Below are 15,213 nucleotides of genomic sequence, written 5' to 3'. Positions count from 1 at the left end.
GGGAAGTACATCAGGCCATAGCCGAAGCCGGCGACCAGGGCGAACTTGCCCGGGTCCGCGACGAATGCCAGCAAGCCCAGGGTGAAGCCGCTGAAGATCACCATCAGCGCGGTGCCATGGCCCTTGCGGTCGGCCAACTTGCCGGTGAGGAAACCGGCCACCATGCCCGTGCCGCCGACCGTCGCCCAGGTGTAGCCGCCCAGAGCCGCCGGCAGGCTGAGTTCATCCAGGTAGCTGTTGAGCCAGTAGGAAAACGGCATGGTGGTGAAGCCGACGAGCAGGCAGATGAGGCAGGCGAACAGGGCGGTGCGCTCGCCGATGATGGTGGCGAACAGCCGGGAAGTGGGGATCACCGAGTCCACCGGGCCGGCGCTGGCGGTCGGACTGACGGGCGCCGGCTTGAGGTCGCGCAGCATGTGCCAGGTCAGGGCCACGACCAGCAGGCCGAACAGCCCGGCGACCTGCCAGCTGGCCTGCCAGCCAAGCAGCGGCACCACGACAAGGATCAGTAGGCCGTTGAGCGCATAGCCCCAGGCCGTGCCGCTGGAGGCGCAGGACAGGTAGGTCGAGCGCGACTCGGCGCGGGCGCAGCGGCTGACGATCTCGACGATGCAACCCCAGCTGATCGCCGCGCTGGCGGCCAGGCAGGTCAGGGCCAGCGTGATCAGCAGGGGATCACGCAGCTGCGACATGGTGAGCAGCAGGGTGCTGGAGGTGATGCCGGTGATCAGGGCCAGGCGGCCGGTGCCCAGGCGATGGCCGAGCAGGCCCAGGAGCATGGCGCCGCCGAGATAGGCCAATTGGGTCAGGGCGCCGATGGTCGCCAGCTGCCAGGCACTGATCTCGATGGATTCGCGCATGAACGGCATCAGGGCGGCAAACAGGAACATGCCGAAACCATGGCTGACGATCTGGTTCATGCCGAACGTGGTGGGCATTCGCATCATTCGAACTCCGTGATGGCGCTGGGGCGCATGGGGCTGGCTGGATGCGACTAAGATATCCGCTTGCCAGAATTCGTAAAAACGATAAATATTGATCGTGACCTTCAATAAAGTTGAATTCTGCCATGCGTGACCTGCCAATTGTCTTGCTGCGTACCTTCGTCATGGTCGCCGAGACGCTGAATCTGACCACCGCGGCCCTGCGCCTGCATCGCGCGCCCTCGACCATCAGCATGCAGCTCACGCGACTGGAGGAGCTGGTAGCGGCCGAACTGCTACAGCGCGGCCAGTATGGGGTCAGGCTGACCCCCGCAGGAGAGCAGCTGAAGTCCTGCGCACAGGAGCTGCTTAACCTGCATGACCGCATCCTCGGTACCTTCCGGCACGCCGATGTAGGCGGGCAGGTGCGCCTTGGTACCCATGACCAATACGCCACGCGTAACCTCGCGCCTCTGCTGGAGATATTCGTGCTGAGCTACCCGGAGGCCAATCTGGAGGTGGTCTGTGATCATCGGCCCGAATACCTGGCGTCGCTGGTGGCCGAGGGCAAGTTGGACCTGGCCCTGGTTGAGATGCCGGCCATGTCGGATGGCGGGCAGCGTTTGTTTCGCGATGAGCTGGTCTGGGTGTGCAACGAGGCCCATTCGACGCACCAGCGCGAACCGCTGCCGCTGGCGGTCTTTGCCGAGGGCTGCTATCACCGTGATTCGGCGCGCAAGGCCCTGGCCAGCGCGCAGATCCCGTACCGGATCGCTTTCACCAGTCAGAGTCGGGCTGGCGTCCTGGCGGCCGTACGTGCAGGGCTCGGTGTGGGGATCATTCCCCGTTCGACCCTGGAGCCTGGTCTACAGGTGATCGAGGAAGGACTGCCGTGCCTGCCGGGTACGGATATCACCTTGTTCGTCGCCGAGCAGGTCAACGAGGCGACTCAACGCCTGGCGCAAACCATTGAGGCAAGCCCGCAATACCGACGCCAGGCCGTCGCTCCTACAGCGTTAAGCCCGCAGCAGCGCTGATCAACTGAGAGAGAAGGGGGCCAGCTGCCAGTTTTGGTCGTCGACCTGCAAGGCCCAGCCTTGACTGTCCCAGTCACCCAGGACAATCCGCCTGGCAGGCTGACCCGCCACTTGCAGCGGATGTATCGCTGGGCGGTGAGTGTGGCCGTGAATCAGCGTGCGCACGCCATGGGCGGCCATGATTCGCGGCACTTCTGTCGGGGTGACATCGACAATGTCGCTGGCTTTCATGCGGTTTTGCGCGCGGCTTTCATTGCGCAGTTTGCGCGCCAGCTTGCGGCGAGTGGCCAGCGGCAGGTTGCGCAGGATAAACAGCGACAGCGGGTTGCGCAGCCAGCGGCGCAGGCGCATGTAGGCCGCGTCCTGGGTGCACAGGCTGTCGCCGTGCATCAACAGGACTTTCTCCCCACCGAGTTCGACCAGGCTGGGGTCGCACAGCAGGGTGCAGCCGGCCTCGTGGCAGAAGGCCTGGCCAATCATGAAGTCGCGATTGCCGTGCATCAGGTAGATTCGCGTACCGCTGTCACTGAGCTGGCGCAGGGCTTGGGCAATAGTGCGTTGAAAGGGGCTGATGGCGTCGTCGCCGATCCACACCTCGAAGAAGTCGCCAAGGATATACAGCGCCTCGGCTTCGCTCGCGCGGCTCTCCAGAAAATGCAGAAACGCCCGGCTGATGTCCGGGCGCTCCTGTTCAAGATGCAGGTCAGAGATCAGCAGGATCACTCGACGATCTCGGCCTTCTCGATGATCACGTCGTCGACAGGTACGTCCTGGTGGCCGGATTTCATGGTGGTGGCGACGCTCTTGATGGCGTCGACCACGTCCATGCCTTCGACCACTTCACCGAATACCGCGTAGCCCCAGCCCTGAACGGTTGGTGCGCTGTGATTGAGGAAGCTGTTGTCGGCGACGTTGATGAAGAACTGCGCGGAGGCCGAATGCGGCTCCATGGTACGGGCCATGGCTACGGTGCCGATCTTGTTGGCCAGGCCGTTGTTGGCTTCGTTCTTGATGGTCGCACGGGTGGCTTTCTGCTTCATGCCCGGCTCGAAACCGCCGCCCTGCACCATGAAGTTGCTGATCACGCGGTGAAAGATGGTGTTGTCGTAATGACCTTCCTTTACGTATTGCTTGAAGTTGGCCACGGTTTCCGGGGCTTTGTCTTCAAACAGCTTGAGGGTGATGACGCCGTGATTGGTGTGCAGCTTGATCATGTAGGTAATCGCTCTGTCGGGAAATCCAGCGGCCTGCTCAATATTGACACTGCGTTAGTGATGCGCGGTGGATAGAGAACGGGCTCGTGGGCCTGTCAGGGGGTTGACAGCTTCGGCTATGATAAGCGCTTTGTATAAGTCGGCCTACCCTGTGCCGCGCACCTGCATGATCTAAGGACCCCATGAGCAAGCCAGAGATTGTCGCCGCTTCGAACTTTCTTCGCCCCATCGTCCAGTCCGATCTGGACACCGGCAAGCACTCGAAAATCATCACCCGTTTCCCGCCGGAACCCAACGGCTACCTGCATATCGGCCATGCCAAGTCGATCTGCCTGAACTTCGGTCTGGCCAAGGAATTTGGTGGCGAGTGCAACCTGCGCTTCGACGACACCAACCCGGCCAAGGAAGACCAGGAATACATCGACGCGATCAAGAACGATGTGCAGTGGCTGGGCTTCCAGTGGGCCGGCGAGGAGCGTTACGCCTCCAATTACTTCGACCAGTTGCATGACTGGGCCGTCGAGCTGATCAAGGCCGGCAAGGCCTACGTCTGCGACCTGTCGCCCGATGAGGCGCGTCAGTACCGCGGCAATCTGACCGAGCCGGGCAAGAACAGCCCGTTCCGCGAGCGCTCGGTGGAGGAGAACCTCGACCTGTTCGCCCGCATGAAGGCCGGCGAATTCCCCGATGGCGCACGCGCCCTGCGGGCGAAAATCGATATGGCCTCGCCGAACATGAACCTGCGCGACCCGATCATCTACCGCATCCGTCACGCCCATCATCATCAGACCGGCGACAAGTGGTGCATCTACCCGAGCTATGACTTCACCCACGGTCAGTCGGACGCCATCGAGGGCATTACCCACTCGATCTGCACCCTGGAGTTCGAGGATCATCGGCCGCTCTACGACTGGTTCCTCGACAACCTGCCGGTGCCGGCAAAACCGCGTCAGTACGAGTTCGCCCGTCTCAACCTGAACTACACCATCACCAGCAAGCGCCGGCTCAAGCAGTTGGTCGATGAGGGGCACGTGCAGGGTTGGGACGATCCGCGCATGTCGACCCTCAGTGGCTATCGCCGGCGCGGCTACACCCCGGGTTCGATCCGCACCTTCTGCGACATGGTCGGCGTCAACCGCGCAGGTGGCCTGGTGGATATCGGCATGCTCGAATTCGCCATTCGCGAAGACCTCGATGCCTCCGCCTCGCGGGCCATGTGCGTATTGCGGCCCTTGAAGGTAGTGATCACCAATTACCCCGAAGGTCAGGTGGAAAACCTCGAGCTGGCGCGCCATCCCAAGCAGGACATGGGCGTACGCGTGCTGCCGTTTGCCCGCGAGATCTATATCGACGCCGGCGACTTCGAGGAAGTCCCGCCCGCCGGTTTCAAGCGCCTGATCCCCGGTGGCGAAGCCCGCTTGCGTGGCAGCTACGTGATCCGCGCCGACGAGGCGGTCAAGGATGCCGAGGGCAATATCGTCGAGCTGCGCTGCAGCTACGACGAAAATACCCTGGGCAAGAATCCCGAGGGGCGCAAGGTCAAAGGCGTGATCCATTGGGTCCCGGCCGCCGCCAGCGTCGAGTGCGAAGTGCGCCTGTACGACCGCCTGTTCCGCTCGCCGACCCCGGAAAAGGCAGAAGAGGGCAGCAGCTTCCTCGACAACATCAATCCCGGGTCGCTGGTGGTGCTCAAGGGCTGTCGCGCCGAACCCTCGCTGGCTCAGGCCCAGCCCGAGGAGCGCTTCCAGTTCGAGCGCGAAGGCTATTTCTGCGCCGACATCAAGGACAGCAAGCCCGGTGCCCCGGTGTTCAACCGTACCGTGACCCTGCGCGACTCCTGGGCTTAAGGCTCAGGTGCGTTGATTTGAACCGGGCCGGTACGCTGGCCCGTGGTTTCCAAGGATTCCCGATGCTCTCGATCTACAACACGCTGACCAAAAGCAAAGACGTCTTCAAACCGCTGCTGGACAACCAGGTGCGCATCTATGTGTGCGGCATGACGGTTTACGATTTCTGTCATATCGGTCATGCGCGGGTGATGGTGGCGTTCGATGTGGTCACCCGCTGGCTGCGCCATCGCGGCTATGAGGTGACCTATGTGCGCAATATCACCGACATCGACGACAAGATCATCAGGCGCGCCCATGACAACGGCGAGCCGTTCGAGGCCCTGGTCGAGCGCATGATCGGCGCCATGCACGAGGACGAGGCGCGCCTCAACGTGCTGCGCCCGGACCAGGAGCCGCGTGCCACCGAGCATATCGCCGGCATGCACCAGATGATCCAGACCCTAATCGATAAGGGCTTCGCCTACGCGCCGGGCAATGGCGACGTGTATTACCGGGTCGGCAAGTTCGTCGGCTACGGCAAGTTATCGCGCAAGAAGATCGAGGACCTGAAAGTCGGTGCGCGCATCGAAGTCGACGAAGCCAAGCAGGATCCGCTGGACTTCGTCCTGTGGAAAGGCGTCAAGCCCGGCGAGCCGAGCTGGCCGTCGCCCTGGGGCGCGGGCCGGCCGGGCTGGCATATCGAGTGCTCGGTGATGTCGACCTGCTGCCTGGGTGAGACCTTCGACATCCATGGCGGCGGCCCGGACCTGGTGTTCCCGCACCACGAGAACGAAATCGCCCAGAGCGAGGCGGCTACCGGTAAGCTCTATGCCAACGCCTGGATGCATGCCGGCGCGGTGCGCGTGGATGGCGAGAAGATGTCCAAGTCCCTGGGCAACTTCTTCACCATCCGCGAGGTGCTGGAGAAGTACCACCCGGAAGTGGTGCGCTACCTGCTGGTGTCCAGCCACTACCGCAGCCCGATCAACTACTCCGAAGACAGCCTCAAGGAGGCCAAGGGCGCCCTCGAGCGCTTCTACAATGCGCTCAAGGGGCTGCCTGCAGCGCCTGCTGCCGGCGCTGAAGCCTTCGTCGAGCGCTTCGGCGCGGCCATGGACGACGACTTCAACTCGCCGGAAGCCTGCGCCGTATTGTTCGAGCTGGCCCGCGAGATCAACCGCCTGCGCGAGAGCGATCTGCAGGCCGCCGCCGGCCTGGCGGCGCGCTTGAAGGAGCTGGCCGGCGTACTCGGCGTGCTGCAACTCGAACCGGAGGCCTTCCTCCAGGCCGGAGCTGCCGGCAAGGTCGATGCTGCCGAGGTTGAAGCGCTGATCGCCGCGCGCCTGCAGGCCCGCGCCGAGAAGAACTGGGGCGAGTCCGACCGCATCCGCGACCAGCTCGGCGCCATGGGCGTGGTGCTGGAAGACGGCAAGGGCGGTACCACCTGGCGCTTGGCCGAATAGCCGGCGGCGGGTGAATTGCAAAAGGCCGCAATGAGGCCTTTTGCATTTTTTGGAAGCGAACTGCCCCGGCAATCTAGGCGCCTATTCAATCCCCGCATACATCTCCATCGTGCCTTGCAGGTATTTCAGGACAGTGTCGAACGCGTCGTCATTCGAGCGTGCCAGCATGGTCTTGCTCTGCGGATGCAGCGATTCCGGCACGGCATAGCCCAGGGCTATTTGCGACAGTACCAGGTCATCGTCGAGCTGGTTGCGTGAAGCGACGCGATGTTGCACCTGGGCAACATCGGCATCGAACCAATCGGAACCGGTATCAGCCTGTACCAGCGGTGTCGAGGCGACGGCAAGTAGGGCGCCCGCAGCGATGAGAGTGTGGATGGAAGATTTCATCGTAGCCTCCATTTGGCGGTATGGACGGCATCGATAAAGCATCAATGACATCTCTATAACTATAGGATGCAGCAAGAGGACCCCGAGGACCGTTCGGCGGTTGACGCAGCACTGGCGGCGTATCGACGGCCCGCATACCGCTGCCAGCCCCCGGCATGCGTGCTCGAAGGGCGCCGGCCGTTCCACGGCTTGGGAGTGGCTTTCGAGTGGCCCGTTTGTTTTCCGCAGGACTATTGATTGAGTGAAGCGATACCCGCCGCGCCGCTCAATTCCATAGCCAGTTCCACACGCCTGGCAGGCGGGCGTACTGCAGCGGGTCGCCCAGGGTGCGCTTCAGCGCCGCGCGTTCGAGGGCGTCGCGTTGGTCATAGAACGGCTTGGCCGCGGTGGCCAAGCCTACGTCCCCGGCCGCATCCAGGAGGATCTGCAGGTACTCCTGCATATGCCGTGCGGTATAGGGGTTGAGGTCATGGAAGGTCACGACCACCGGGATGACGCCATCCACCACCGGCATGCTGCCGGCATGGATCTGCGTCGCTATCCGTGCCAGCTGGGTGCGCAGGTTGCTGCGTCGGCGCAGGCTGCCGTTGATGCCCCAGGTTTTGCCATCGTTGGCACTCAGGTCGGTCAGCAGCAGCCGCAGGCCATGGGCCCGATAGGCGGCGAAGGTGCGTTGGTTGTAGTTCCAGAACGGTGGCCGCACCAGGCGCGGCGGCTTGCCGCTGACGGCGCGGAGGTCGGCCACGCCATCGCGTAGCGATTGCTCCAGTTCGGCCGGGCTGAGGAAACGGTGATTGGAATGCCTGGGGGTGGCGGTGTGAAAACCCAGCAGGTGGCCGTCCTGCTGCTGGCGGCGCAACAGCGCCTGCCCCTGAGCACTGCCGCCGGCGTAGGGCGCGCGGGTCTGGATAAAGAACAGTGCCTTGATTCCGGGCTGGACGGGGTTGTCCGTCAGGGCGTCGAGAATCTGCCGGGTCGGATTGACTCCCAGGCTGCCGCTCGGGCCGTCGTCGAAGCTCAGCAAAAAGCGTATCGGTGCAATGCCGGCTGATGGCTGGGGCGCCGGCGCGCTGACGCAGGCCGCCAACACAAGCAGAGTCGCTATCGCCGCGGTCCAGGTGCGCAGCGTTCGAGGGGCGCGGCAAAACGCTGCCAATGCGCGTGCGGCGGCGGTTTTCGGGCAGGGGGGGAGACTCATTGGGTTGTTTGACTCGTGAAGGCCGGGGACGAAGGGTACAGCAGCCGGAACTGTCCAGGGGGTTGACGTGAGCGCCCGCAACAAGCGGCAGACCGATTGTTGCCTGGCGACGTTCGTTACCCGTTCGCGCCTGTCGTCTACTCCCTTAAGCCTTGCTCCCTGAGCCGCTTGTAAAGCGTATTGCGGCTCATCCCCAAGCGTCTCGCCAGATGCGAAATATTGCCGCCGCAGGCCTGAAACTGGCTGGCCAGATCATCATCGCCGTGCGCCGATGAACCCGCCTGTTGGTGGACCGGTTCTCTCTCATCCATCTCCTGCAAGTCGGCAAAAAAATCATCCGGCAGATGCTCCGGTTGAATCGGCTGATCGTCGGCCATGGCCAGGGCGATCTGCAGCACGCTGCTGAGTTGGCGCAGGTTGCCCGGCCAGGGGTGGCGTTCGAACAGCTCCATCACCTCGGCGCTGGGTCTGGCCCATTGCTGGGGTTCGCGGTGATAGTCCCAGATGCGCTGCACCATCGCGGCTTTATCGGTGCGTTCGCGCAGTGGCGGCAGCTCCAGGTTGAGGCCGCTGATGCGGTAGTAGAGATCCTGGCGGAACAGGCCGGTGTCGACGTCCTGGCGCAGGGAGCGGTTGGTGGCGGAGATCAGGCGAATGTCCACCGGGTAGAGTTCGCTGCTGCCCAGCGGTTGCACGCAACGTTCCTGCAATACCCGTAGCAAGCGGGCCTGCACGCGTAGCGGCATGTCGCCGATCTCGTCGAGAAACAGCGTGCCTTTATCGGCCTTGCGGATCAGACCGACGCTGCCCTTCTGGTTGGCGCCGGTGAAGGCGCCTTTTTCGTAACCGAACAGTTCCGACTCCACCAACTCGGCGGGAATGGCCGCGCAGTTGACCGCAATCAGCGCTTGCTTGGCGCGCGAGCTGGCGTGGTGCAAAGCTTTGACGAACACCTCTTTGCCGACGCCGGTCTCGCCGTGGACTAGGATCGGAATGTCTTTTTCCAGCAGGCGTTCGGCCTGACGCACGGCTTTATCGACCCGTGGGTCGCCGAGGTTGATCGAGGCCAGGGTAAAGCCTTTGTTGCCGTCCTCGGTCGCGACAGGCTGGCGGAAGTCGCGGGCCTGGATCGGCGCCGGCTGCTGCGGGCGTTTGACCTGGGCATGGAAGCGGAAACGCCCGCCGGCGCGCAGGTTGAACGGCAGGGCTTCGGGCTGGTTGAGCAAGTGCTGCAGCGGCACGTCGAACAGACTCTCGATATTCACCCGCGCCAGGCCGACCCCGAGCAGGCTGTCGGCGCGGCGGTTGGCCGACACCACCTGGCCTTGCTCATCGAAAATCAGCAGCCCGGCCCAGGGGCTGTCGAGGTTGTCCAGGCTGGTGTTAAAGCTGAGCTGGAAGTAGCGCTGCTGGAACAGGTTGAGGATCAGGCGGTTTTCCACCGACTGGCTCATCATCTTGACCATGCCCAGGGTGTGGGCGGGTGGCAGGTAGCTGTCGCTGGAGACGTCCAGCACCGCGATCATCTGCCGCTGCTCGTCGAAGATCGGCGAAGCCGAGCCGGTCATGAAGCGGTTGGCCTTGAGGAAGTGTTCGTCGTGCTGGATATGCACCGGCTGGGCGCAGCTCAGGGCGGTGCCTATGGCGTTGGTGCCGGTGTAGCGCTCCAGCCAGCTGGCGCCGGCGACGAAGCCGGGCGCACGACTGGGCTCGATGAAGCGCTGGTCGCCCCAGGACTGCAGCACCTGGCCCTGCTTGTCGGCGAGCATGATCAGGCAGTTGGAATTGGCCAGGATATTGCCGTAGTAGGGCAGCACTTCCTTATGGGTGGTGTGCACCAGGGCGTGCTGGCTTTCCAGCAGGGCGGAGACTTCGCCGGGGCTGGGCTGAGTGAAGATGGGTGTGCTCTGGTGAGTCAGGCCGAAGTCGCGGCAACGCGACCAGGAGTCCTGAATGATGGTCTCGTGGGGCAGGGCACTGGCAGCTTCAACCATGACGAAGGTCTCGTTGTGGATCTTGTTTTTATCGGCGCCCGGTCTTCGCCGAGGTGCAAGCAGTGTCGCCTATGGCTGTTCAAAGTCAACGCTTCGACTGTTCATTTGTTCAGGGTCGACTGTGCAAAATTGTTCATTTGCGAAAATGACGCGAACTGGATGTTTCTGAAAAGGCTATATAAATCAGCTGATTAGACTGTTTGTTGGGTGGTTGGCACGGAACTCGCCTTGTCACTGGACAGCTAGAAAGCAAATAACAACAAAATAGGACGGCCCATGTCACTTACGCTTGAGCATGTCACGCGTATCGTCGATCAGCAGGTGCACATCGACGACGCCTGCCTGAGTTTCGAACCCGGTTCCTTCAATGTATTGCTCGGTCGCACCCTGTCCGGCAAGACCAGCCTGATGCGTTTGATGGCTGGCCTGGACAAACCGAGCAGTGGGCGCATCCTGATGAACGGTGCAGACATGACCAATGTCTCGGTGCGCCGGCGCAACGTCTCCATGGTTTACCAGCAGTTCATCAATTACCCGACCCTGACGGTGTTCGAGAACATCGCCTCGCCGCTGCGCCAGGCCGGGGTAGGCAAAGCCGAGATCCTGGAAAAGGTGCATGCCACGGCGCAGATGCTGCGCATCGAGGCCTTGCTCCAGCGCCATCCACTGGAGCTGTCCGGCGGCCAGCAGCAGCGCACGGCCATGGCCCGCGCCCTGGTCAAGGATGCGTCGCTGATTCTGTTCGACGAGCCGCTGGTCAACCTCGACTACAAGCTGCGCGAAGAGCTGCGCCAGGAGATGCGCGAGCTGTTCGCCGCGCGTCATACCATCGCCATCTACGCCACCACCGAGCCGAACGAGGCCCTAGCCCTGGGCGGCACCACCACCATCCTGCACGAGGGGCGGGTGGTGCAGAGCGGCAAGACCGCCGAGGTCTACCATCAGCCGCAGCAGGTGTTGGCCGCCGAATTGTTCTCCGAGCCGGCGATCAACCTGATGCCGGGGCGCATCGACGCCGCCGAGGTGAGCTTCGCCGACGCCGTGCACTTTCCGCTCAACTCCGATCTGCAAAGCATTGCCGAAGGCGAGTACCGCTTCGGCGTGCGTCCCAGTCACATCGGCCTGGTGCCATCCAACGACGACGACCTGGAACTGGCGGTGACCGTCGAGCTGGCCGAAATCAGCGGCTCGGAAACCTTCCTGCATGTGCGCAACGAGCAGTTCGTGCTGGTGCTGCACCTGCCGGGCGTGCATGAGTACGACGTCGATACGCCGATCCTCATCTATATCCCGACCCACAAGCTGTTCGTCTTCGAGGCCAGTGGCCGCTTGATCCAGGCGCCGAGCCGCCGTTTAGCGAGGAGCGCCTGATGGCCGAGATACGCTTGCACAACCTGGCCCACAGCTACAGTCGCGCTCCCAATGGTAATGAAGATTATGCGATCCGCGAGATGAACCATGTCTGGGCGCAGGGTGGTGCCTACGCCTTGCTCGGCCCGTCCGGCTGCGGCAAGTCGACCCTGCTCAATATCATTTCCGGGTTGCTCAGCCCCTCCCACGGCGAGGTGCAGTTCGACGGCAAGGTGGTCAACCACTTGCACCCAGAACAGCGCAATATCGCCCAGGTTTTCCAGTTCCCGGTGGTCTACGACACCATGACGGTGTTCGACAACCTGGCCTTTCCGCTGCGCAACCAGGGCATGAACGAGGCCAGGATTCTGGCCAAGGTCAACGAGATCGCCGAGGTGCTGGAGCTGCACCCGCTGCTGCGCAAGCGAGCCAGCAACCTCACCGCCGACGAGAAGCAGAAGGTCTCCATGGGCCGTGGTCTGGTGCGTGACGATGTGTCGGCGATCCTGTTCGACGAGCCGCTGACGGTGATCGACCCGCACCTGAAGTGGAAGCTGCGGCGCAAGCTCAAGCAGATCCACGAGCAGTTCAACATCACCATGGTCTATGTCACCCACGATCAGCTCGAGGCTTCGACCTTCGCCGACAAGATCGCGGTGATGTACGGCGGCCAGATCGTCCAGTTCGGCTCCCCGCGCGATCTGTTCGAGCGCCCCAGCCATACCTTCGTCGGCTATTTCATCGGTAGCCCGGGAATGAACCTGATCGAGGTCGAGCGCTGCGAGGGCGGGGTGCGTTTCGCCAACACCGTGCTGCCTCTGTCGGCGGCGCTCAACCAGCGCCTGGACGAGTTGCAGTGGACCAGCCTGAAAGTCGGCATCCGCCCCGAGTTCGTCCACGTCTGGGAAGGCCCCAACGAGGACGCCCTGTGCGGCGAGGTGGTGCACCTCGAGGACCTGGGTACTTACAAGATCCTCACCCTGCGCCTGGATGGACAGCTGCTCAAGGTACGCCTGCAGGAGGACCAGCCGGTACCGCAACAGCAGGTCTACCTGAGCTTCCCGGCGCAGTGGCTGATGCTCTATGCCGACGAATACCTGGTGCAAGTGTTGCCGGCGCAACCTCAGTCGCCGTCAGTGGAGGTGCAGTCATGAAGGTGCAGAACAACAAGGCCTGGTGGCTGGTATTGCCGGTGTTCCTGCTGGTGGCGTTCAGCGCCATCGTGCCGATGATGACGGTGGTCAACTACTCGGTGCAGGACATCTTCGACCATTCGACGCGCTATTTCGTCGGGGTCGACTGGTACAGGCAGGTGCTGCAGGACCCGCGCCTGCACGATTCGCTGCTGCGCCAGTTCATCTTCTCCGGCTGCGTGCTGCTGATCGAAATCCCCCTGGGCATCGCCATCGCCCTGTGCATGCCGACCAAGGGGCGTATGGCCTCGCTGGTGCTGATCGTCATGGCGATTCCCTTGCTGATCCCGTGGAACGTGGTCGGCACCATCTGGCAGATCTTCGGCCGCGCCGATATCGGCCTGTTGGGCTGGGCGCTGAACAGCCTGGGGATCAGTTACAACTATGCCTCCAATACCAGCGACGCCTGGGTCACGGTGCTGATCATGGATGTCTGGCACTGGACTTCGCTGGTGGCGTTGCTCTGTTACTCCGGGCTGCGCGCGATTCCCGACGTCTACTACCAGGCGGCGCGCATCGACCGCGCCTCGGCCTGGGCGGTGTTCCGCCATATCCAGTTGCCCAAGCTGAAGAGCGTGCTGCTGATCGCGGTGATGCTGCGCTTCATGGACAGCTTCATGATCTACACCGAGCCCTTCGTGCTCACCGGCGGCGGCCCGGGCAACGCCACCACCTTCCTCAGTCAGACCCTGACGCAGATGGCCATCGGCCAATTCGACCTGGGCCCGGCGGCGGCGTTCTCCCTGGTGTACTTCCTGATCATTCTGCTGGTGTCCTGGTTGTTCTATACCGCCATGACCCACAACGACAAGACGCGCTGAGGCCGACCATGACCCTACGTAAAAAAATGGTGCTGGGGCTCTACATCCTGTTCCTGTTGGTGCCCATCTATTGGCTGCTGAACATGTCGTTCAAGAGCAACACCGAGATCCTCGGTGGCCTGAGCATGTGGCCGAGCACCTTCACCCTGGCCAACTACCAGGTGATCTTCACCGACCCCAGCTGGTACGAGGGCTACCTCAACTCGCTGTACTACGTGACCCTGAACACCCTGATCTCCCTGACGGTGGCGCTGCCGGCGGCCTATGCCTTCTCGCGTTACCGCTTCCTCGGCGACAAGCACCTGTTCTTCTGGCTGCTGACCAACCGCATGGCGCCGCCGGCGGTGTTCCTGCTGCCGTTCTTCCAGCTGTATTCCTCGATCGGCCTGTTCGATACCCATATCGCCGTGGCCCTGGCGCACTGCCTGTTCAACGTGCCGCTGGCAGTGTGGATTCTCGAGGGCTTCATGTCCGGGGTGCCGAAGGAAATCGATGAAACCGCCTATATCGACGGCTACAGCTTCCCGAAATTCTTCGTCAAGATCTTCGTCCCGCTGATCGGCTCGGGCATCGGCGTCACTGCGTTCTTCTGCTTCATGTTCTCCTGGGTCGAATTGCTGCTGGCGCGCACCCTGACCTCGGTTAACGCCAAGCCCATCGCCGCGGTGATGACCCGCACCGTCTCGGCTTCCGGCATCGATTGGGGGGTGCTGGCGGCTGCCGGCGTGTTGACCATCCTGCCGGGCATGCTGGTGATCTGGTTCGTCCGCAACCACGTGGCCAAGGGCTTCGCCCTGGGCCGGGTTTAAGGAGCAGAGATTATGGATTGGATGGCTTGGACTCTACCCACTGCCTTGTTCTTCGGCACCATCGCGACGATTTTGGCGGGTATGACCGTATGGGAACTGCGCTCCCCCTGTATTGAGCGCAAAGGCTTCTTGCCGATCAGCACCACCCGTGGTGATCGGCTGTTTATCGGTCTGCTGGGAAGCGCCTACCTGCATCTGCTGGTGGTGGGCACGACCGATTGGAGTGTCTGGGTAGCCTCGGTGCTGTCCTTGTTCTGGCTGTTTACAGTGATGCGTTGGGGTTAAGCCGGGTGTTTCGGCTGCGCCCGCTGCCGGGTTGCGGCCGTCCCGATTTGCCTCGCCTAAAACCCTGAGATGGAGGTCTCTCTATGTTCGACAATAACAACAAAACTCGACATAGCATGGCGCTGGCTGCCTTGCTGACGTTGTCCGGATTAAGCGGCGCCGCATGGGCCGATGCTTATGAAGAGGCGGCAAAAAAATGGATCGCCGACGAGTTCGCGCCTTCGACTTTGACCGCCGAGCAACAACTCGAAGAACTGAAGTGGTTTATCAAGGCGGCGGAGCCATTCCGCGGCATGGAAATCAGCGTTGCCTCGGAAACCATCGCCACTCACGAATACGAGTCCAAGGTGCTGGCCAAGGCCTTCAGCGAAATCACCGGGATCAAGCTCAAGCACGACCTGATGCAAGAAGGCGACGTGGTTGAGAAGCTGCAGACCCAGATGCAGTCGGACAAGAACATCTATGACGGCTATATCAACGACTCCGATCTGATCGGCACCCACTTCCGTTACGGAAAGGCCGTGTCGCTGACCGACATGATGGCCGGCGACGGCAAGGACTTCACCTCGCCGACCCTGGACCTGCCGGACTTTATCGGCTTGGACTTCACCACCGCGCCGGATGGCAAGTTGTATCAACTGCCCGACCAGCAGTTCGCCAACCTCTATTGGTTTCGCGCCGACTGGTTCGAGCGCCCTGAACTCAAG

Annotated in this window: 14 protein-coding genes and 1 pseudogene; 9 read left to right on the top strand and 6 right to left on the bottom strand. The window is 62.4% G+C overall.

From position 1 onward, the window contains the following. A partial coding sequence (locus ABZE94_RS14010) for an MFS transporter (RefSeq protein WP_372876122.1) occupies window positions 1-944 on the bottom strand: 944 nt, incomplete at its 3' end. 125 nt (window positions 945-1,069) lie between these two features. Here ABZE94_RS14010 and ABZE94_RS14005 point away from each other — a divergent pair. Then, complete coding sequence (locus tag ABZE94_RS14005; RefSeq protein ID WP_372876121.1) at window positions 1,070-1,960, top strand: LysR substrate-binding domain-containing protein; 891 nt, start codon at window positions 1,070-1,072, stop codon at window positions 1,958-1,960. Here ABZE94_RS14005 and lpxH read toward each other — a convergent pair whose 3' ends face one another. Then, window positions 1,961-2,683 carry a UDP-2,3-diacylglucosamine diphosphatase gene (gene lpxH / locus ABZE94_RS14000; RefSeq protein ID WP_372876120.1) on the bottom strand — a complete coding sequence of 241 codons (723 nt, stop codon included), beginning with the start codon at window positions 2,681-2,683 and terminating at the stop codon, window positions 1,961-1,963. It lies immediately after the preceding gene. Continuing rightward, complete coding sequence (locus ABZE94_RS13995; protein WP_372876119.1) at window positions 2,680-3,174, bottom strand: peptidylprolyl isomerase; 495 nt, start codon at window positions 3,172-3,174, stop codon at window positions 2,680-2,682. Before ABZE94_RS13995 ends, lpxH begins: the two co-directional genes overlap by 4 nt. A 182-nt stretch (window positions 3,175-3,356) precedes the next feature. Between ABZE94_RS13995 and ABZE94_RS13990 the strand changes: the two genes are divergently transcribed. Together ABZE94_RS13990 and cysS are read left to right on the top strand one after the other, a co-directional pair. Beyond that, on the top strand, window positions 3,357-5,021 hold the full coding sequence (locus ABZE94_RS13990) for a glutamine--tRNA ligase/YqeY domain fusion protein (protein WP_372876118.1): 1,665 nt from the start codon (window positions 3,357-3,359) through the stop codon (window positions 5,019-5,021). A 62-nt stretch (window positions 5,022-5,083) separates the two neighbouring features. Further along, entirely contained in the window at window positions 5,084-6,466 is a 1,383-nt protein-coding gene (cysS, locus tag ABZE94_RS13985; protein WP_372876117.1) for a cysteine--tRNA ligase, read from the top strand. An 81-nt stretch (window positions 6,467-6,547) separates the two neighbouring features. Here cysS and ABZE94_RS13980 read toward each other — a convergent pair whose 3' ends face one another. The 3 genes from ABZE94_RS13980 to ABZE94_RS13970 all read right to left on the bottom strand — a co-directional run bounded on the left by ABZE94_RS13980 (window position 6,548) and on the right by ABZE94_RS13970 (window position 10,048). Then, on the bottom strand, window positions 6,548-6,856 hold the full coding sequence (locus ABZE94_RS13980) for a hypothetical protein (protein WP_372876116.1): 309 nt from the start codon (window positions 6,854-6,856) through the stop codon (window positions 6,548-6,550). Window positions 6,857-7,121: 265 nt separating this feature from the next. Then, window positions 7,122-7,982, bottom strand: a complete 861-nt coding sequence (locus ABZE94_RS13975) for a polysaccharide deacetylase family protein (protein ID WP_372876123.1) — start codon at window positions 7,980-7,982, stop codon at window positions 7,122-7,124. A gap of 209 nt (window positions 7,983-8,191) precedes the next feature. Then, window positions 8,192-10,048 (bottom strand): sigma-54-dependent Fis family transcriptional regulator, encoded by a 1,857-nt coding sequence (locus ABZE94_RS13970; RefSeq protein WP_372876115.1) that lies wholly within the window; start codon window positions 10,046-10,048, stop codon window positions 8,192-8,194. A 276-nt stretch (window positions 10,049-10,324) separates the two neighbouring features. Between ABZE94_RS13970 and ABZE94_RS13965 the strand changes: the two genes are divergently transcribed. From ABZE94_RS13965 to ABZE94_RS13940, 6 genes and pseudogenes are all read left to right on the top strand, one after another. Further along, entirely contained in the window at window positions 10,325-11,419 is a 1,095-nt protein-coding gene (locus tag ABZE94_RS13965; protein ID WP_372876114.1) for an ABC transporter ATP-binding protein, read from the top strand. After that, window positions 11,419-12,552, top strand: a complete 1,134-nt coding sequence (locus tag ABZE94_RS13960; RefSeq protein ID WP_372876113.1) for an ABC transporter ATP-binding protein — start codon at window positions 11,419-11,421, stop codon at window positions 12,550-12,552. Before ABZE94_RS13965 ends, ABZE94_RS13960 begins: the two co-directional genes overlap by 1 nt. Next, the gene (locus tag ABZE94_RS13955) at window positions 12,549-13,412 is read left to right on the top strand and encodes a carbohydrate ABC transporter permease (protein WP_372876112.1); all 864 of its coding nucleotides are present in this window, start codon (window positions 12,549-12,551) and stop codon (window positions 13,410-13,412) included. Before ABZE94_RS13960 ends, ABZE94_RS13955 begins: the two co-directional genes overlap by 4 nt. An 8-nt stretch (window positions 13,413-13,420) precedes the next feature. Continuing rightward, a complete protein-coding gene (locus tag ABZE94_RS13950; protein ID WP_372876111.1) occupies window positions 13,421-14,221 on the top strand; it encodes a carbohydrate ABC transporter permease in 801 nt (266 codons plus the stop codon). 12 nt (window positions 14,222-14,233) lie between these two features. After that, complete coding sequence (locus ABZE94_RS13945) at window positions 14,234-14,506, top strand: DUF2160 domain-containing protein (RefSeq protein WP_372876110.1); 273 nt, start codon at window positions 14,234-14,236, stop codon at window positions 14,504-14,506. An 83-nt stretch (window positions 14,507-14,589) separates the two neighbouring features. Continuing rightward, a pseudogene (locus ABZE94_RS13940) lies at window positions 14,590-15,213 on the top strand (carbohydrate ABC transporter substrate-binding protein); the annotation flags it as partial.

The sequence above is a fragment of the Pseudomonas sp. genome, assembly GCF_041601375.1.
Lineage (GTDB): Bacteria > Pseudomonadota > Gammaproteobacteria > Pseudomonadales > Pseudomonadaceae > Aquipseudomonas.
The sequence above is the reverse complement of the archived record's forward strand: the minus strand, read 5'-3'. Positions and strand labels throughout refer to the sequence as shown.

Coding starts and splice junctions, on each gene's coding strand:
- ABZE94_RS13980 (WP_372876116.1), bottom strand. CDS start 6,856: ATGAAATCTTCCATCCACACTCTCATCGCTGCGGGCGCCCTACTTGCC.
- ABZE94_RS13960 (WP_372876113.1), top strand. CDS start 11,419: ATGGCCGAGATACGCTTGCACAACCTGGCCCACAGCTACAGTCGCGCT.
- ABZE94_RS13950 (WP_372876111.1), top strand. CDS start 13,421: ATGACCCTACGTAAAAAAATGGTGCTGGGGCTCTACATCCTGTTCCTG.
- ABZE94_RS13965 (WP_372876114.1), top strand. CDS start 10,325: ATGTCACTTACGCTTGAGCATGTCACGCGTATCGTCGATCAGCAGGTG.
- ABZE94_RS14005 (WP_372876121.1), top strand. CDS start 1,070: ATGCGTGACCTGCCAATTGTCTTGCTGCGTACCTTCGTCATGGTCGCC.
- ABZE94_RS13990 (WP_372876118.1), top strand. CDS start 3,357: ATGAGCAAGCCAGAGATTGTCGCCGCTTCGAACTTTCTTCGCCCCATC.
- ABZE94_RS13945 (WP_372876110.1), top strand. CDS start 14,234: ATGGATTGGATGGCTTGGACTCTACCCACTGCCTTGTTCTTCGGCACC.
- cysS (WP_372876117.1), top strand. CDS start 5,084: ATGCTCTCGATCTACAACACGCTGACCAAAAGCAAAGACGTCTTCAAA.
- ABZE94_RS13955 (WP_372876112.1), top strand. CDS start 12,549: ATGAAGGTGCAGAACAACAAGGCCTGGTGGCTGGTATTGCCGGTGTTC.
- ABZE94_RS13970 (WP_372876115.1), bottom strand. CDS start 10,048: ATGGTTGAAGCTGCCAGTGCCCTGCCCCACGAGACCATCATTCAGGAC.
- ABZE94_RS13995 (WP_372876119.1), bottom strand. CDS start 3,174: ATGATCAAGCTGCACACCAATCACGGCGTCATCACCCTCAAGCTGTTT.